The 18,300-nt window shown below is 71.7% G+C and carries 12 protein-coding genes; 7 read left to right on the top strand and 5 right to left on the bottom strand.

Going from position 1 to position 18,300, the window contains the following annotated elements:
* Positions 1 to 60 precede the first annotated feature (60 nt).
* Positions 61 to 1,044 carry a class I SAM-dependent methyltransferase gene (locus ACFWWU_RS26635; protein WP_384148482.1) on the top strand — a complete coding sequence of 328 codons (984 nt, stop codon included), beginning with the start codon at positions 61 to 63 and terminating at the stop codon, positions 1,042 to 1,044.
* 123 nt (positions 1,045 to 1,167) lie between these two features.
* On the opposite strand, the gene ACFWWU_RS26630 is transcribed toward ACFWWU_RS26635, so the two are convergent.
* Positions 1,168 to 1,818 carry a helix-turn-helix domain-containing protein gene (locus tag ACFWWU_RS26630; RefSeq protein ID WP_384148480.1) on the bottom strand — a complete coding sequence of 217 codons (651 nt, stop codon included), beginning with the start codon at positions 1,816 to 1,818 and terminating at the stop codon, positions 1,168 to 1,170.
* 56 nt (positions 1,819 to 1,874) lie between these two features.
* Here ACFWWU_RS26630 and ACFWWU_RS26625 point away from each other — a divergent pair, with 56 nt between their 5' ends.
* Genes ACFWWU_RS26625 through ACFWWU_RS26615 form a run of 3 tightly spaced genes read left to right on the top strand, consistent with a single transcriptional unit; the run spans position 1,875 to position 5,270 of the window.
* Positions 1,875 to 3,143: an MFS transporter gene (locus ACFWWU_RS26625; RefSeq protein ID WP_384148478.1), complete on the top strand. Its 1,269-nt coding sequence runs from the start codon at positions 1,875 to 1,877 to the stop codon at positions 3,141 to 3,143.
* Positions 3,144 to 3,175: 32 nt separating this feature from the next.
* Positions 3,176 to 4,237: a sulfotransferase family protein gene (locus ACFWWU_RS26620; protein ID WP_384148476.1), complete on the top strand. Its 1,062-nt coding sequence runs from the start codon at positions 3,176 to 3,178 to the stop codon at positions 4,235 to 4,237.
* Between the two features lie 49 nt (positions 4,238 to 4,286).
* Complete coding sequence (locus ACFWWU_RS26615) at positions 4,287 to 5,270, top strand: quinone oxidoreductase family protein (protein WP_384148475.1); 984 nt, start codon at positions 4,287 to 4,289, stop codon at positions 5,268 to 5,270.
* Positions 5,271 to 5,361: 91 nt separating this feature from the next.
* Here ACFWWU_RS26615 and ACFWWU_RS26610 read toward each other — a convergent pair whose 3' ends face one another.
* A complete protein-coding gene (locus tag ACFWWU_RS26610; RefSeq protein ID WP_384148656.1) occupies positions 5,362 to 5,757 on the bottom strand; it encodes a RidA family protein in 396 nt (131 codons plus the stop codon).
* Between the two features lie 136 nt (positions 5,758 to 5,893).
* Between ACFWWU_RS26610 and ACFWWU_RS26605 the strand changes: the two genes are divergently transcribed.
* Positions 5,894 to 6,868 (top strand): helix-turn-helix transcriptional regulator, encoded by a 975-nt coding sequence (locus ACFWWU_RS26605; RefSeq protein WP_384148473.1) that lies wholly within the window; start codon positions 5,894 to 5,896, stop codon positions 6,866 to 6,868.
* Here ACFWWU_RS26605 and ACFWWU_RS26600 read toward each other — a convergent pair.
* The gene (locus ACFWWU_RS26600; RefSeq protein ID WP_384148654.1) at positions 6,850 to 7,560 is read right to left on the bottom strand and encodes a 2-phosphosulfolactate phosphatase; all 711 of its coding nucleotides are present in this window, start codon (positions 7,558 to 7,560) and stop codon (positions 6,850 to 6,852) included. The two genes, ACFWWU_RS26605 and ACFWWU_RS26600, sit on opposite strands and share 19 nt — an antisense overlap.
* 343 nt (positions 7,561 to 7,903) lie before the next feature.
* Between ACFWWU_RS26600 and ACFWWU_RS26595 the strand changes: the two genes are divergently transcribed.
* Positions 7,904 to 8,533, top strand: coding sequence for a hypothetical protein (locus ACFWWU_RS26595; RefSeq protein ID WP_384148471.1), 630 nt, complete (start codon positions 7,904 to 7,906; stop codon positions 8,531 to 8,533).
* Positions 8,534 to 8,570: 37 nt separating this feature from the next.
* Here ACFWWU_RS26595 and ACFWWU_RS26590 read toward each other — a convergent pair whose 3' ends face one another.
* Both ACFWWU_RS26590 and ACFWWU_RS26585 read right to left on the bottom strand, forming a co-directional pair.
* Positions 8,571 to 9,965 (bottom strand): M1 family metallopeptidase, encoded by a 1,395-nt coding sequence (locus ACFWWU_RS26590; RefSeq protein ID WP_384148469.1) that lies wholly within the window; start codon positions 9,963 to 9,965, stop codon positions 8,571 to 8,573.
* A gap of 44 nt (positions 9,966 to 10,009) precedes the next feature.
* Positions 10,010 to 13,918 (bottom strand): Pls/PosA family non-ribosomal peptide synthetase, encoded by a 3,909-nt coding sequence (locus ACFWWU_RS26585; protein ID WP_384148467.1) that lies wholly within the window; start codon positions 13,916 to 13,918, stop codon positions 10,010 to 10,012.
* Positions 13,919 to 14,595: 677 nt separating this feature from the next.
* On the opposite strand from ACFWWU_RS26585, the gene ACFWWU_RS26580 reads away from it, so the two are divergent.
* Positions 14,596 to 17,952, top strand: coding sequence for a S8 family serine peptidase (locus tag ACFWWU_RS26580; protein WP_384148465.1), 3,357 nt, complete (start codon positions 14,596 to 14,598; stop codon positions 17,950 to 17,952).
* Positions 17,953 to 18,300 lie beyond the last annotated feature (348 nt).

Below are 18,300 nucleotides of genomic sequence, written 5' to 3'. Positions count from 1 at the left end.
CCCTTCCGGCCCGGCACCGTGGAACTCGAGATGATCGTCGAAATGGAGTGGGAGAACGCGATGTCAAGCATCAGTCCCCCGGAGACCGCAGCCGATCTCGCAGCCGTCGCCGCCTTGCTGGAGATGGCCGACCGGCTGGGCATCGTCCCCCTGCTGGAGCGCGGCGAGCCGGTCACCGTGGCCGAGCTGGCCGTGGCCGCGGACGTGCCGGAAGAGGGCATGGGCCGTTTCCTGTCCGCACTGGTGGCCGCGGCGCTGCTGGTGCCGACCGGCGTCAAGGAGTTCCGGGTCGCGGACGACTTCGCCGACCGGATCTACGAGTCCGGCTACCTCACCTGGTCGTTGCGGGCCAACCAGCCGTACCTCCAGAACCCCGCCGCGTTCCTGCGCGACCCGGCCGGTTCCGCCGCGCAGTACCAGCGGAACGGACGTGAGGTGGCGGTCAGTTCCCGGTGGATCGGCAGCCAGGGCTTCTACCCGGCCGCCACCGAGGCGATCCTCGCCGCCCGGCCGAAGAAGATCGTCGACCTCGGCGCCGGTGCCGCCGGTCTGCTGATCGACCTGCTCGGCCGGCTGCCGGAGAGCACCGGCGTGGCTCTGGACATGAGTGCCGGCGCGTGCCAGGAGGCGGCGCGTGCCGCGCTGGCGGCGGGCGTCGGCGACCGTCTTGAAGTGGTGGAGCGTCCGATCCAGTCCATCGCCGACGACCCCGCGCCGCTGGCCGGTGCCGATGTCATCCACGCCGGGTTCGTCTTCCATGACATCGCGCAGGAGGGCGACGTCTTCGACCGGGTGCTGCGCAGGTGCCGGGAGGCGCTGCGTCCGGGCGGCATCATGGCGATCACCGACTCGGTGCCGTACGCGTCGGCGGAGCGCGAGCGCCGGTTCAGCGCGCTGTTCACCTATCTGCACGCCGGGTTCATGAACGTGACGCTGCCTCCGGAGGAGGACTGGCTGGCCCGCTTCCGGCAGGCCGGTTTCGACCAGGCTCGGTGCGTGCCGCACCGGTTCCCCGGCGGCCGGCTCTTCATCACGACCAAGTAGGTCGTCGTGAACACCTGACAGTCGTGCCCGGAGTGACGTGTTCCTCCCTGCATGCCCATGACCGCGCCGAGACGTGAGAAGACGTCTGGCGCGGTCACTGGCATGCCGCCATGGATCCCGCGACTACGCGGGCGACTCCCCCGTGGGTTCCTTGGGCGCCCAGAACATCAGCAGGAACTCGACCGGCACGACGGCGTTCTCCTCGTCGTCGGGGCGGTTGAACTCCTCCATCAGCGCGGACAGGCGGGACCGGAACTCGGTGGCCCGCTCCGGCGTCAGCCGGCGGTCCAGCGCCACGACCATCGGGCCGAGCGGATCCGGCTTCTCCGCGGCCTCGGGCTCCGGCCCCGGCTGGAAGCGACCGCTGATGATGTCCCGTACGAGCCGGTCACGGAAGTCGTTCAGCGCCACGGCGAACGCGTCGGCCAGTTCGCCCGCGTTGCCCGGCGCGGCCAGCAGATCGCGACTCAGCCGCAGGGCGAACTGCGCCACCTGGTACTGGCTCTCCTGAATCCCGGAGACCATCCGGGTCTGCGTCACCTTGATCAGGCCCGCCGCCTCGAGCACCTTGATGTGCCGGTAGAGCCGGGTGGGCGGCTGGTCCAGTAGCTGGGCGATGTCCTTCACCCGGTGCGACCCGCGCACGTCGCTCATCATCGTGCGCAGGATCGCCAACCTCAGCGGGTCGGACAGGGCCTTCAGCGTCTCCACGTCGTCCACCTCCCGGACGACCGCCATCGCGTCGGCATCGTCAGCCGTTGACCCGTCAGCCATTGACCCATCTCCGTTTCCTCATAGCGAACCATTCACCTGCATGCTACCGTTCACGCATGAGTGAACGCTTACGTCAGCGTGATAGCGAAGCTCCTGCCACGCCCGTGCCCCTGCGCCGTAACCGGCGCTTCCAAATTCTGTGGATCGGGGCGGCCGCAGCCAACCTCGGCCTCGAAACCGTGGAGGTCGCCTATCCCCTGCTGATCATGTCCTTGACCGGATCACCGGCGCTGGCCGGCCTGTTCGGCTTCGCGCAGATCGGCACCGCTCTCCTGGTCGGACTACCGGCCGGCGCGGTGGTCGACCGGTGGGACCGGCGCCGCATCCTGTTGATCTCCGAAGCGGTCCGCGCACTCACACTGGCGTTCATCGTCCTCATTCTGATGGCCGGCCGGGCGAACTTCGCCCTTCTGATCCTGGCCGCGATCGTCCTGGGCGCCGGTACGGCCTTCGGCGCACCGGCCCGAATGCTGCTGATCCGCGCTGTCGTGCCGGACCATCAGCTGACCGCGGCGCTCAGTCAGGACGAGGCTCGCAGCGGAGCCGCCGCCCTGGCGGGACCGCCCCTCGGCGGCGCGCTCTACCTGGTCTCCCGCACGTTCCCGTTCATCGCGGCGATCGCCGGCTTCGTGATCTCGTTCGTCTGCGCCCTGGCGATTCGCGTGCCGAAGGCGGCGGAGGTCACGGAGCCGGTGAGCAACGAGCAGAAGAGCGCGCTCAGTCCGCTGGCCGACGTCTTCTCCGGACTGCGCGAACTGATCGGCGACCGGCTGCTGCGGTCCGCGCTGCTCTTGGTCAGCATCTTCTACTTCAGCATCACCGCCGCGATCCTCATGGTGATGGTGACCCTGCGCGACCAGCACCATTCCGCGGGCACGATCGGTCTGGCCCTGTCCGGTACCGCCGTCGGCATGCTCGTCGGCTCGGCGCTGGTGCCGCGGCTCAACCGGCGGCTCAGCCCCGGCGCGCTCCTGCTCTCCGCGTCCGCGCTGACCACGGTCGCGGTGGCCCTCCTGGCGCTCCCGCTCGGACCGGTCTGGGTCTTCGCCATGCTGACCCTGTCGGCACTCGGGCTGCCGGCACTGAAGATCCTCGTCGACATCATGATCTTCCGGCAGACCCCGGACCACCGGCGCGGCCGGGCCATCGCCGCGACCATCACCCTCATCGGCGCCGGATCCCCGCTCGGTTCCCTGGTCGGAGGTCTGTCCCTGCAGTTCCTCGGCGTCACCGGCGCCATCGTGCTGATCACGGTCGTCCAGGCCCTGATCACCGTGGCCGGGCTCGCGAACCGGCACGTCAGGTCCGCTCGCTGGCCCGCATGAGAACCCGCCTCCTCACGAAAGCGACCTCAGCCATGCTCAAGCAGCCCATCTTCATCGTCGGTCACCCCCGTTCCGGCACCAGCCTCGTCCGCAGCCTGATCGAACGCAGCGAGCACGTCTGGAGCATCGGCCGTGAAGGCAAGCCGATCTGGGAACGCGACGGCCTGCACCCCAGCCGGCGCGGCTGGCACTCCAACGCCCTGGACGCCTCCGACGCGACCCCCGAGGTGGCGGCCCAGCTGAACGCGGACCTGCTCGCCGCCGCGCGCAAGCCCGGCGCGGAGTGGTCCGTCGGCGACAAGCTCGACTTCCTCGACTTCATCAGCGCCCAGGGCCTCCAGCCGCACTACTACGACGTGCCGCTCAAGGCCCTCCAGGAGCGCTTCCCGGGCGACGTGCCGGTAGGCCCGCCCACCACGCGGGACGGCGGCGAACTCGACGAGATCACCCCGTTCTGCTTCCCGCCGCGCGGCCCGCGCCCCACCGAGGCCGACCTCGCCGACGGGATCCGGCTGGTGGAGAAGAGCATCCAGTCCTGCTTCCGGATCCCGTTCCTGCAGGCCCTCTACCCGGACGCCAAGTACGTCTTCGTCGTCCGTGATCCGCGCACCAGCATCGGCTCCCTGATGGACGCCTGGCTCAACCCGCGGATGTTCTTCTCCTACCCGATGCCGGTGCCGCTGCGCATCAAGGGCTACTCGGACGTGTTCCCGTGGGGCAAGCAGTGGTGGAACCTGAGCCTGCCGCCCGGCTGGCAGGACTGGGTGGACCTGCCCCTGGCCGAGGTCTGCGCACACAACTGGCTGGCCCACAACCGGGCCGTCCTGGACGCCGCCCAGGCCATGGCCCCCACCGGCAACTCCGTACTCGTCCGCTACGAGGACGTCAAGGCCGACCCGGTGGCCACGATGGAGGCCGTGGCCGAGGCGGTGGACCTGCCCTTCGCCGATGCCTGGGGCCGCCGCGACCTCCCCGTCGTGATGACCCAGACCGTTCCCGACCCGGACAAGTGGCTCCGTCACGAGACCGAGATCCGCAAGGTCCTGCCACTCGTCCGCGACCTCGCCAAAGAGGCCGGCTATGACGACTGCTGAACCGCCCGGCACTCGATCAGCGGCGGACGACCGTCCTACGATCCCCGTCATGAAAGCGATTCAGGTCAGTAAGGCCGGCGGGCCCGACGTGCTCGAACTCGTCGACCTGCCACGCCCCTCGCCGCGGGCGGGCGAGGCGCTGGTGCGGCTCGCCGCCGCCGGGGTCAACTACGTCGACGTCTACATCCGATCCGGCCTCTATCCGCATGAACTGCCGTTCGTGCCCGGGCAGGAGGGCGCCGGCACCGTCGTCGAGGTCGGGCCCGGGGTGCGCGAGGTCGCCGTCGGTGACGTCGTCGCCTGGGCGAACCTGCCGGGTTCCTATGCGGAGTACGCGCTGTTGAGCGCCGACCGGCTGGTGCCGGTGCCGGACGGACTGGCACCCGAGGCGGCGGCGGCCACCCTGCTCCAGGGCATGACCGCGCATTACCTGTGCCACGACACCTATCCGGTCCAGGCCGGCGACACCGTCGTCGTACACGCGGCCGCGGGCGGCGTAGGCATGCTGCTGACTCAGCTCGTGCGGCTGCGCGGCGGCACGGTGATCGGCACCGCGTCGACCGAGGCCAAGGCGGAGGCCGCGCGTGCCGCCGGCGCCGTCGAGGTCGTGGACTACCGGCCGGGCGCGCTGCTGGAGGCGGTGCGGCGGCGCACCGGCGGCCTGGGCGCCGCCGCGGTGTTCGACGGCATCGGCGGCCCGACGTTCGACGAGAGCCTCGCCTCGCTGCGCCCGCGCGGAGTCCTGGCGGTCTACGGGCAGTCCGGCGGCGCCGTGCCGCCCTTCGATCTGCAGCGCCTCAACGCCGCCGGGTCCGTGTACGTCACCCGCCCCAACCTGACACACCACATCCAGGACCGGGCAGAGCTGCTCCGCCGCGGAACGGCCGTGCTCCAGCTGGTCCGCGACGGGCGGCTGCGGGTCCGGATCGGGCAGCGGTTCGCCCTGTCCGACGCGGCGGACGCCCATGCCGCTCTCGAAGCGCGCACCACGATCGCCAAGACGGTGCTCACGTGTTCCGAAGAGTGTGGCTGAACCGGGCCGGAGTTCCCGCCCCAGGAGCCCCGCCGCGTCCGCTCCTCGCACCGATCCACCCGGCACGAGGAGCGGACGTCACCGGGTCACCTCACGCGACGGCGGTTCCCTCGAGCTCCACCAACTGGCCGGGGATCGCCAGCCGCGTCACTCCGAGCATCGTGGTGGTCGGCGCCACCCTTGCGGCGCCCAGCCGCGCCGCCAGCACGCCGTAGTGCCGGAAGAGCAGATCGACGTCGGTCGTATAGACGTTGAGCCGGACAAGGTCGGCGAGGGACATGCCGGCCTCGCCGAGCACGGCCTCCACGTTGTCGATGCTCAGCGCCAACTGCGCCGCCATGTCACCGTCGTGCTGGGGCTTGCCCTCGCCGCTCATCGCGGTCTGCCCCGAGATGTACAGGGTCCGGGTGTGCCCGGCGACGAGCTCCCCCTGGTTGAAGCCCATGTCCACCGACCACGTCACCGGGTTGATCGCCGTTCGTTCCATCGCCACGTCAGCTCCATTCGATTCATGGGGAGTACGGACGTCCATCGCCTCGGTAACCACCGGCTTCGACGTCGCGTGAACGAGCCTCGCAGCAAATCACGACACCCTTGGTCATGTATTCCGATAGCGTTCTCGGATGCGCGCCGACAGGTTGGTCTCGCTGGTACTGCTGCTGCGTCAGCGCGGTCAGTTGACGGCGGACACCCTCGCCCGTGAGCTGGAGGTTTCCACCCGTACGGTGCTGCGCGACATCGAGGCGCTGTCCGCGTCGGGCGTCCCGGTCTACGCCGAGCGCGGGCGGCACGGTGGTTTCGCGTTGTCGCCCGGTTTCCGGACCGAGCTCACCGGTCTGAACCACGACGAGGCCCTGGCCTTGCTGACCGCCGGATCGGGGCGCGGCGAGCAGGTGTTCGGCCTCGGCTCGGCGCTCGCTTCAGCCATGCGGAAAGTGGTCGACGCGCTGCCGGAAGGCCATCGCGCCACCGCGAGCGACGCCGCGCAGCGATTTCTCGTCGACCCGGAGACCGATCTGCTGTCGCGTCGGCTGGTCACCGAGGAGGTGCCCGGCACCACGATGGTCGAGGTCCGGCGCGCGGTGCTCGCCGGACACAAGCTGCGCATCCACTACGCGGCGACGGGCCGGCCACCGGAGTGGCGCACGGTCGACCCGATCGGGCTGGTCACCGTACGCGACCGGGCATACCTGCTGGCCACGAGATCGGGCGAGGACCGGACCTACCGGCTGTCCCGGGTGCTGGCCGCCGAGGAACTCCCCGAAACGGCGGAGCGACCGAACCGGGTCGATCTGGACCGGATCTGGCGGGAGCGCTCCGCGCGGTTCCTGTCCGGTGGCGACCACATCGTCGTACGGGTACGGGTGAACCCGGCGCGGCGGGAGGAGCTGCTGGACGCCGCGCTCGCCGTCCGCGCGGAAGACCCCGACGCGGATGGCCGGCTGCTGCTGGATGTGACCTTCCAGGACGCGCGACACGCCGTATGGGCGCTGTGGCAGCTCGGCTCGGACGCGGAAGCCCTGGCCCCGGAGTCGCTGCGCACCGCACTGCGCGACCGCGCCGCCGCGGTCGCCACGCTCTACGGCGCGTCGCCCTGAAGGGCGTGGCCGTCGGGAGGCACGGGGCACGGGCGGAGGACCATGAGGGAGCCTTCCAAGGCTGCCACCATGGCGAAGGGGAACCGGTCGAGCTCAAGGCAGAGTGCGACGTCATCGGGATGTGCTCCTTGCCGCACGCCCTCCGCCAGCTCGAAAGCGGCGCGTGACGCGGCGGCGCGGCGGAGGAACTCGCCGGCGTCCGCCCCCGTCTCGGTGACCCTCCGAGCGATGTACTGAGCGCACGCCAGATCTTCCTCGGCCTTCCCGTCCTCGCCCGTGACCACGAAGGTGACACTGTCGGTCTTCCGTGTCCGCAGGAGTCGAGCCGTCGCCTCCGCCACCACGAAGCCGGCGCACAGGACCAGCGACGCCTCCTTCACCGCGAGGGCGCCGACGGTGCCTGCCGTGGTCTTCTGCACCACGGTCCGTCCGCTCAGGTCGATGGAGCGCAGCAGGCCCGGCGAGTTGACGGCACCGAACCCGGGCGCGGGCGGACCGTCCTTGAGCGCCACCCACTCCGGGTGGCGGGCTGTGAGCGCCAGGGCATCGTCCAGCGACTCGGCAAGAACGATCTTCTCCGCGCCCTGGGCAAAGGCCCAGGCGGCCACGGTGTAAGCGCGCATGACGTCGACCACGACCGCCACGGACGGGGCTTCGACCAGATCAGCGATACCGAGAAATCTAGCGTCCATGCCGATCATGATGGCAGGTGAACGTCACCGGCAGCCGATCACGCGATGCCTCCTCGGGAACCGCCGAACCGTCACCGAACATCGGCCCCTGCGGGGCGAAACAGCCCGCGAGCAGCAACCCCACCACCACGACCAGCAGCCCCCACCACCACCGACGCCGCATCGCACCCCCCGGATCGGCCTTCACGGTAGAACGCCCGCCGGCCGGTCGGCCGCACCCGAGTCCCTGTCGTGACGGCCTCGTGGCCACAAGGAAGCAAGACAGCCAGAGGGAGGGTGAGACGGTCGCGACCTTCGACAGTTATTCCTGTCGCTCAGGTCATTCGACAGGTAGACTTGTCGCATGGATGATGTGGCAGGGATCCCTACTCCCGACAAGAACGACGAGAACTTCTGGACCACCGTCTTGACTCTGACGGAGCCCGCCTGGAACGAACCCACCCTGGACGACTCGTTCGCCATGGACGAGAGGGTCCACGACGCGGTCCGCGCGCTGGCCGAGCGGATCTCGACGCGCTCTCTGGCCTATCGCGCCGCGGACAAGCCCTTCGACCCCGCGCTCATGGCCTCGCCCGATGTGCAGTTGGCGCTGTTGCGGGCGCTGTACGAGGCCAAGCAGTCCGTCGACCGGCTGGCGGAGAGCGCCGCCACCGTCGCCGGCCGCAGCGGAGCGAACTACGCCCAGCTGGGTGCGGCCTGGGGCGGCATCAAGCGTCAGTCCGCCCGTCTCAAGTGGCCCCACGCGGTGGTGAAGAAGTCCGCCGGCGAGCCCATCCCGCTCCGCTACGCGGGCGGTTCCGCCGTGATCCACCACGACCCGGACGCCGACGCCTGGTGGTACAGCGCCACCGCCGCGGACGGGCGGACCCAGGAGTCCCAGGCCGTCCACGGCACCTACGCCGAGGCCATCGCGGGGGCGACCGAGTTCCTCCTGGCGCACGCGCTGCCGCCCGGCCGGCCGACGTCCGCGTGACCCCGCCGCCCCGCCACGGCCCCGTACCGACCTGAGGTCAGCCGACCCCCGACCCGCCGTTCGTCGGCGGGTACCCGGGGCGGGACGGAATCGGCGGGTGGCCGGCCGGCGGGGTCGGCAGCGGAGGGAGGGCGGGCTCGTGGAGCCAGGACGCGAGCAGGCCGTCCACCGGCTCGGGCGCGTAGCGGGCCACATGCGCGGTGAAGCCCGCGGTGGTCACCACGCCGTGGCGGTGCGCGGTGGCCCAGTCCCGCAGCATGCGGAAGAACGGGCCCTCGCCCAGCGCGCAGCGGATCGCGTGCACCGCGAGCCCCCCGCGCTGGTACAGGCGGTCGTCGAACATCAGCTTGCGGCCGGGGTCGGCAAGGACCAGGTCCTTCGGCTGCGAAGCCAGCAACCGGTGTGCGGCGGCCGCCAGTTCCTGCGCGGTACGACCGCCGGAACGCTCCGACCAGAGCCATTCGGCGTACTTCGCGAACCCCTCGTTCAGCCAGATGTGCCGCCAGTCGCCGATGGTCACGCTGTTGCCGAACCACTGGTGCGCGAGCTCATGGGCGATGAGCCGCTCCGAACCCCGCACACCGTCCACGTGGTTGGCGCCGAAGAGCGAAAGCCCCTGGGCCTCCACCGGCACGTCCAGTTCCTCGTCGGCGACGACGACGGCGTACTCGCCCAGGGGGTACGGGCCGAACAGCTCCTCGAAGAGCCGCATCATCGCCGGCTGCCGGGCGAAGTCCCGGGAGAACCTCGGCAGCAGGTGCGCCGGTACGTGGGCGGTCTGCGGAACCCCGCCGAGCCCGGGGTCGCCGAGCAGCACGGTCTGGTACATGCCGATGGACAGGCCGACCAGGTAACTGGAGGTCGGGGCGGTCTGCTCGTACACCCAGGTGGTCGTGGAGGCCTTCGTCGTCCGGGTCAGCAGCCGCCCGCCGGCGACCACCGTGTACGGGGAGGGGGTGTTGACCGAGATCAGGTACGAGGCCTTGTCGGCGGGCCGGTCGTTGCACGGGTACCAGGAGGGCGCGCCGACCGGCTGGCTCGCGACGAGCGCGCCGTCGGTGAGCTCCTCCCAGCCGAGGCCGCCCCAGGGGCTGCGTACCGGCTTGGGGTTGCCCGACCAGTGGACCTCCACGGTGAAGGCGGCGCCGGGGGTGAGGGGCTTGGCCGGCCGGACCCGCAGCTTGCCGCCCCGGTGGGTGTAGTGCGGAGCCCGGCCGTTCACCTGGACCCGGCCGACCTTGAACTCGGACAGGTTGAGGGCGAACTCGGTGAGCGGCGCCCGGCCGACGATCGCACTCAGCCGGGCCGTCCCGGCCAGCCGGTTGGGGCCGGGACGGTAGTCCAGAGCGATCTCGTACCGGTGTACGCGGTATCGGGGGTCGCCGTTGGCCGGAAAGTACGGGTCCGACGCCGTTGTCCGCTGGCCGCTCACTGCCGCTTCCGCTCCCTGCGCTGTGCTCGTACGCCGTGGCCCCTTCAGGACCGCCACGCCTCGATCGGATTGCCCAGCCAGCGGGTGTCGGCGGGGACGGATTCCCCGGCCATCACGAGAGAGGCGGGTCCCAGTGTGCTGCGGGCCCCGACCGTGCTTCCGGGCAGGACGATTCCGCCCGGGCCCAGGGTGGCGCCCTCGCGGAGGACCACAGTATCCGTCCTCAAGATCCGGTCGTGGAAGAGGTGCGTCTGCAGCACACAGCCGCGGTTCACGGTGACGGCGTCGCCGAGCGTCACCAGGTCCGTCTCGGGCAGCCAGTAGCTCTCGCACCACACGCCCCGGCCGATCCGGGCGCCGAGACCGCGCAGCCACAGGGCGAGGAGCGGAGTCCCGGGCACCGATCCGGCGAGCCAGGGCACGGCCAGGACCTCGACGAACGTGTCGGCCAGTTCGTTACGCCAGACGAAGCCGCTCCACAGCGGGTGCTCCCCCGTCCGGTGCCGGCCCACGAGGAGCCACTTCGCGGCGACGGAGACCGCCCCGGAGGCCACCCCGGCGGCGAGCAGGACCACTCCGGAGAGCAGTGCCGTCCCCGCGGTCCCGAGCCCGTCCGTCGTGGCCAGGGCGCACAGCGCGGCCACGGTCAGGACGGCGAGCGCGGCCGAGCAGAACACCGGGACGAGCCGGCACAGCTCCACCAGGCCCCGGGCCCACAGTAGGCGCGCGGGCGGATCGTAGGTGCGGCTCCGGTCCGCGGCGGCGGCGGACCGCGGCAGCTTGACCGGCGGCAGGCCCAGGTACGAGCTGCCCTTCTTGGCCTTCTTCGGGGTGGCGGACAGTACGCCGACCAGCCCGTCGTCGGGCACGCTGCGCCCCGGGGCGGTCATGCCCGAGTTGCCGAGGAACGCCCGGCGGCCGATCTCGGAGTGTCCGATGCGGACCCAGCCGCCGCCCAGTTCGTAGGGGGCGGTCAGGGTGTCGTCGGCGAGGAACGCGCCTTCGCCCACGGTCGTCAGGCTCGGGAGCGCGAGCACCGTGGACACCTCGGCACCCCGGCCGATCCTCATGCCGAGCAGCCGGAGCCACACGGGGGTGATCAGCCCGGCGTACAGCGGGAAGAGGGTCTCCCGGGAGAGGTCCATCAGCTGCGTGACGGTCCAGGCCTGCCAGCCGACCCGGCTGTGCGTCGGGTGTGTCCCGGTCCGCAGCCCGAGACTCAGCAGACGCACCGAGACGAGCAGAAGCAGCGCGTACGCGAGACCGAACGCGAGCGCGCCCGGCACCACGGCCGTCAGTGCGCCGCGCAGGGCCTCGGCGAGCGTGGCGTCGGCGGGTACGAACAGGCTGACGACGAGCAGCGCCGGCAGGGCGGCGAGCACGGGCAGGGCCGTGAGGCAGAAGCCGGCCGCTCCGTACAGGGCGCGCCAGTGGGCGGCGCGCGGCGGGCGCCCCTCGGGCCAGTTGCGCTTGGCCTTGCCGAGCTTGACGGCGGGCGCTCCGGCCCAGCGCTGGCCGGTCGGGATCTGTCCGGTCACGGCGGAACCGGGGGCCACCTCGGCCCGCTTGCCGACCCGTGCGCCGGGGAAGAGCATGCTGCGGGTGCCGACGACCGCGCCCGCACCGACCTTGACCGGGCCGATCACGAGCCGGTCTCCGTCCAGCCAGTGCCCGGAGAGGTCCACCTCGGACTCCACGGCGCAGCCGCGTCCGAGCTTGAGCATGCCGGTCACGGGAGGCAGGGAGTGCAGGTCGACGTCGGGTCCGACCTTGGCGCCGAGGGCCCGTGCGTAGCGCTCCAGCCAGGACCCGGTGAGGGAGGTCGCGCCGACGCTTTCGGCCAGGCGTTCGGCGGTCCACAGCCGGAGGTGCACGCTTCCGCCGCGCGGGTAGCGTCCCGGCGTGACCCCGCGCAGCAGGAGGCGTGCGCCGCCGGCGGCGAGGGCCAGCCGGCCCGGCGGGCTGTAGAGCAGGGCCGCGCCGGCGGCGACGAGCCACCACGAGGCGGTGGGCGCCCACGGGTAGGGCCCGAACCGGTGCAGGACGTTGCCCAGGGCGAGGAGCGCCACCGTCCAGCGCAGGCCGACCAGGGTGAACAGCGGGAGCAGGAGGAGCGACTGCGTCACCTGGGTCCGGGGCGGGACGGGGGCGACGGTCCGGGCCGCGGTGTCGTCCTGTGCGGACCTTTCGAGGTGGCGGGCGAGCTTGCGCAGGGTGGGTCGCTGGTAGATGTCGACCACGGCCGCGCTCGGGTAGCGGGCGCGCAGCCGGGTGGTGAGCTGGGCGGCGGCGAGGCTGTTGCCGCCGATCGCGAAGAAGTCGTCGGCGGCGCCGGTGACGGCGACCCCCAGGGTCGCGCTCCACTGTTCGGCGAGCCAGGCCTCGGTGCCGTAGAGCTGTTCGGCGGAGCCGGTGGTCTCCAGTTCGGGCAGCGGCCAGGGGAGCGCGTCCCGGTCCACCTTGCCGGAGGTACGGGTGGGCAGGTCGTCGACCGGCGCGAGGAGCGGTACGAGGGCGGCGGGCAGCTCGGCGCGCAGCCGCTCGACCGCCGTCGGGTGGTCCCAGCCCTCCTGGGTGACGAGGTAGCCGACGAGGAGCTGGTTGCCGCTGCGCGCGGTGCGGACGGCGGCGGCGGCGCCCGCGACGCCGGGCAGGGCCTGGAGCGCGGCGTCCACTTCGCCCAGTTCGATGCGGCGGCCGCCGAGTTTGATCTGCTCGTCGCCGCGGCCGAGGAAGACGAGCCCTTCCGGTTCCGCGCGGACGAGGTCGCCGCTGCGGTAGGCGCGCTGCCAGCCGAGAGAGGTGAGCGGGGCGTACTTCTCGGCGTCCTTCGCGGGGTCGAGGTAGCGGGCCAGGCCGACGCCGCCGATCACGAGCTGGCCGCTGCCGCCCATGGGCACCGGCTCGCCGGACTCGTCGACCACGGCCAGCTCCCAGCCGTTCAGCGGGAGACCGATGCGGATCGGTTCCTCACCGGTCAGGAGCGAGGCGCAGGCGACGACGGTGGCCTCGGTGGGGCCGTACGTGTTCCAGACCTCGCGGCCCTCGGTGACCAGACGCTGGGTCAGTTCGGGAGGGCAGGCCTCGCCGCCGAAGATCAGCAGCCGGACCTCGCCCAGGTCGTCGGGCTCCCAGAGCGCGGCCAGGGTCGGCACGGTGGAGACCACGGTGATCTCCTGTTCCACCAGCCAGGGGCCGAGGTCGGCGCCGCTGCGCACCTGGGAGCGCGGGACCGGCACGAGGCAGGCGCCGTAGCGCCAGGCCAGCCACATCTCCTCGCAGGAGGCGTCGAACGCGACCGAGAGACCGGCCATGACCCGGTCGCCGGGTCCGATCGGTTCCTCGGCGAGGAAGAGCGCGGCCTCGGCGTCCACGAACGCGGCGGCGCTGCGGTGGCCGACGGCGACGCCCTTGGGCACGCCGGTGGAGCCGGAGGTGAAGATGATCCACGCGTCGTGCTCGGGCCCGGGGCGGGCGGCGGGGGCGTGGCCGGGCTCCGGGGCCCGGGTGACCTCGACGGACTGTCCGGCGCCGAGCACCGCGCGCACCGCGGCCTCGCCGAAGACCAGCTCGGCCCGCTCGTCCGGGTCCTCAGCGTCGACCGGCACGTAGGCGGCGCCCGCGGCGAGTACGGCGAGGATGGCCACGTACAGCTCGTTGGTCCCCGAGGGCACGCGTACGCCGACCCGGTCGCCGAGCCCGACGCCGGCCGCGGCGAGGTCGCGACGCCGACGCTCGACCTCGGCCGCCAGCGCGCGGTAGGTCAACTGCGTGGTGCCGTCGTCGAGGGCGGGCTCGTCGGGGTACGCCCGGACGGTCGCGTCGAGGATGTCGACGAGCGTACGGGGCGGGGCGGCGGGTCCGGCGGAGAACCGGGCCGCTTTGCCGGGCTCCTCGTACGTCTCCCCCTCGTCGAGCAGAGTGAGTTCACCGCGCTCAGGTGTGGCTGACATCGGCCCTCGTGTCTCGCTCCCGGAACGTCCGGGTCGCCGGAGGAGCCCGGGTCTGCCCGGGTTGTTCCGATCCAGCGCCAAACAGCCCGCCAGTCTAGTGCGACGACCGGGATTTCCTTGTCGAACCGCTTGCGTGCGGCTGAGGAAGGGCGGTAGTGCGGCACATCGACGCCGAGGAACAGGAAGGAGGACTCGGGAGACACCCTGGCCCCCCGCCCGCCCGGGACAGCGGCAGGGCGGGGCCGGAGGGAAGGCCGTTCCCTCGGGGTGGAGGGAAGGCCGTTCCCTCCGGGTGCGGATACGGGCCAATTGGAGGAGCACGCTCCGGCCGTAGCGGCGCCGGCCCTCGAAAAGCGCGCAAGGCCCGGTCCGGACGGCGATCCGGAGGGGTCGCCCGCGCCGCTGTCGCGGAAGCATCGCCCGGGTGTCACACGGTCGTCACACTGCCATCGTCGCCCCATCAAACTCGGAGCCCTCAAGATGGCTTGAACACACGTCACGTGATCCCTCACGCACGGACCGCCGTTGATCACACCCCTCTCCCCTCACATACTGCGCTGACCAGCAGCGGGCGCCAGTGCGCTCCGGGCTGACCAGCGACGGGCGACAGTGCGCCCATGGCTGGAGACGACCACTCGACTTCATCCCAAGCTCCTGGGGGAGACTTGCGCGCACAAGTGCACAGAGCACGCGCCTTCACCATCGCGGCGGCCACCTCGGTGGCCCTCGTGGCAGGCATGACCGGCCCCGTCACGGCGATCGCGGCACACACGACGGCCACACCGGACACCACGGGTCCCCACGGCGACCAGCGGATCCAGCTGATCACGGGCGACCTGCTGGTCGTCGACGCCAAGGGCCGGATGGTGGGCTTCGAGCCCGCCAAGGGCCGTGAGCACATACCCGTACGGATACAACGCACCAAGGACCACACGCTGGTGGTCCCCAACGACGCTCAGCGCCTGATCTCCACGGGCAAGCTGGACCAGCGGCTCTTCGACGTCGACGAGCTCAGCGATCCGCTGCTGCGCGAGAGCCACCGCGACGGGCTCAAGCTGATCGTGCAGTACGACGGCGGAGCCGATTCCGCGCGGGCGGAGGTGCGTTCGGCCGGTGACACCCAGCTGCGGCGCACGTTCCCCACCATCAACGCCGACGCCCTCCGTGCGTCGCAGGACGACGTGGCCCGGGTGTGGGAGGCGCTGACGAACCCGCGCCCGAGCGGCCTGCGCGCCACCAGCTCCGGCATCGGCAAGGTGTGGCTTGACGGGGTGCGCAAGGCGAGCCTGGACCGCAGCGTCCGCCAGATCGGCGCCGACAAGGCGTGGGAGTCCGGGTTCGACGGCACCGGCGTCAAGATCGCCGTCCTCGACACCGGCGTCGACAAGACCCACGACGACCTCAGCAGCCAGGTCGTCGGCGAGAAGAACTTCTCCGCCTCCCCCGACGCCCTTGACCGGGTCGGACACGGAACGCACGTCGCGTCGATCGCCGTCGGTACGGGTGCCAAGTCCGGCGGGAAGTACAAGGGTGTCGCTCCCGGCGCCAAGGTGATCAGCGGGAAGGTCCTCGACGACGACGGCTACGGCGACGACTCCGCCGTCATCGCGGGCATGGAGTGGGCCGCCGCCGAAGGCGCCGACGTCGTCAACCTCAGCCTCGGCAGCGGTGACAGCCCCGGCGTCGACCCGGTGGAGGCGACGGTGAACCGGCTGTCCGCCGAGCAGGGGATCCTGTTCGCCGTCGCGGCCGGCAACGAGGGCGAAGGCGGCAGCTCGACGGTCGGCTCGCCGGGCAGCGCGGACGCCGCGCTGACCGTCGGCGCGGTCGACAAGGACGACAACCTGGCGCCCTTCTCCAGCATCGGCCCGCGCGTCGGCGACGGCGCCGTCAAGCCGGACCTGACCGCACCCGGCGTCGCCATCACGGCGGCCGCCGCCGCCGGCAGCACGATCGACAAGCGCCCCGGCACACCGCACCCGGCTCCGGGCTACCTGCAGATCGACGGCACCTCGATGGCCACCCCGCACGTCGCGGGCGCGGCGGCGATCCTGAAGCAGCGGCATCCGGACTGGAAGTCCACCGAGCTCAAGGGCGCGCTGATCGCGTCCACGAAGGGCGGCGACCACACCGCCTTCCAGCAGGGCTCGGGCCGCGTCCAGGTCGACAAGGCGCTGACGCAGAGCGTGATCGCCGAGCAGGTCTCGCTGAACTTCGGCATGGCGCAGTGGCCGCACGCCGACGACAAGCCGCTCACCCAGAAGGTCGTCTACCGCAACCTCGGCAGCACCGACGTCACCCTCGACCTCTCGGTGACCTCGCGGGACCCGGCGGGCAAGCCGGTCCCGGGGTTCTTCGCGGTCGGCGCCTCCACGGTGACCGTGCCCGCCGGCGGAACTGCCGACGTCGACCTGACCGCCGACACCAGGATCGGCGACGCCGACGGCGCCTACTCGGGCTACGTCACCGCCACCGGCGCGGGCCAGTCCGTCCGCACCGCCGCGGTGGCCGTCCGCGAGGCGGAGTCCTACGAGGTCACGCTCCGGACCATCGGACGTGACGGCGCCGACGCCCAGAACTTCACCAGCACCCTGACCGGCGTCTCCGAAGCCACCAAGGACGTCCAGACGCGGATCGACAGCGAGCCGGGCCCGCACACCATCCGTGTGCCCAAGGGCTCGTACACCCTGGACACGGCTGTCTACGAGGATCCGTCGGACCTCACCAAGGGCACCGACTGGATCGCCCAGCCGAAGCTGGAGGTCACCGGCGACACCACCATCATCGCCGACGCGCGCACCACCAAGCCGGTGCACATGTCCGTGCCCGGCCTCGACAAGGTCGACTACAGCGGGGCGTACTACGAGCGCGAGACCGAACTCGGCGGCGTCGGCAGCGGCTGGGTCCTCAGCGGTTTCACCGGCTTCCGCACCGCCCACCAGGGTCCGGCCATCACCGACGGCTCACTCCTGCAGACCTGGGACGCGCACCTCGTCAAGGATCCCACCACGCAGTACTCGGTGTCCTTCGGCGGGAAGGTCAGCAAGGTCGCGACCGGCTACTCCCGGCACGTGAAGGCGAACGAGCTGGCCACGCTCAAGGTCGACCTCGGCTCCTCCGCTCCCGGGAAGACGACGCTGTCCTCCCCGCACTCGCAGCTGCCGGGTGCGCCGCTGGGCGTCGGTTTCTCGGCGCAGCAGGCGGCTCCGGGCACGCGTACCTTCCACGTCTCCACCGCTGACGGCGTCAAGTGGCTGACCAAGTTCAATCAGTTCGGCGAGCCCGACCAGTGGGGCTACCCGACCTTCGAGGGCGTCTACGAGATGGTCCGGCCGAAGCGCTACCGGGCCGGCGAGACGTACCGGGAGACGTTCAACACGGGCGTCTTCGGACCGCTGCTCGGCGAGAAGATGGGTGTCTTCCGCACCGCGCCCGACCCGGACACGGGCGAGCAGCAGCTCGTCGGTGCCCTGCCGCTGTTCGCCGACGGCAAGGGCCACGCGGGTCTCACGACGCTCACCTCGGCCACGTCGGCGCTGTACCGCGATGGCGTCAAGGTCGGCGAGAACGACGACGCGCTGACCGGGGAGCAGCCCTTCACGGTCGACTCCGGCGACGCCGAGTACCGGCTGACGACGTCCGTGGAGCGCTCGGCGAAGGTCGCCGCGGCCTCCACCCGTATCGACGCCGCGTTCACGTTCCGCTCGAAGCAGGTGGCGGCCACGACGGCGCTTCCGGTGTCCACGGTCCGCTTCGCGGCCCCCGTCGACCTCACCTCGCGCGCGCCGGCCGGCGCGTCGGTCCTGGTGCCGGTGACCGTGCAGGGCGCGGCGGCCGGGAAGAACCTGGCGTCGCTCGCCGTGTCCGTGAGCTACGACGACGGGCAGAGCTGGCAGCTCGTGAAGGTCGAGAACGGCAGGATCTCCGTGAAGAACCCCGCCAAGGACAAGGGCGTCGCGCTCCACGCCGAGGTCACGGACAAGCAGGGCAACGCGTCGACGCTGACGATCCACAACGCGTGGCTCGGCAAGTGACGTCGACCTGGTGACGCGTCACGTGTGACGACGTCACCCGAGCGGCCGGCCCGGGCCTCGCGAGTGAGGCCCGGGCCGGTCGTTCCTTCGTTGGGTCATCGCCGCCGAAAGACCACCGGCGGTCCTGAGGATGTTCCTGCGAGTGGCGTTCTGCGGCAACACGCGCTGACCAGAGCGCCGTCACCACCAACCGCGCCGCCGACGGAGGGGGCGTCTTCGAAGCCGCCGGCACGGTCACGCTGAACGACACCGCGGCCAGGGCGAACACCCCGAACAACCGCGCCCCGCCGAACAGCGTCCCCAGCCGCACCGGCCGCACCGGCTGCACCGGCTGCACCGGCTGACCGA

It is taken from the genome of Streptomyces sp. NPDC058650 (genome assembly GCF_042717315.1).
Lineage (GTDB): Bacteria > Actinomycetota > Actinomycetes > Streptomycetales > Streptomycetaceae > Streptomyces.
Note: the sequence above shows the minus strand (reverse complement) of the source record. Positions and strands in the feature narration are given on the sequence as shown.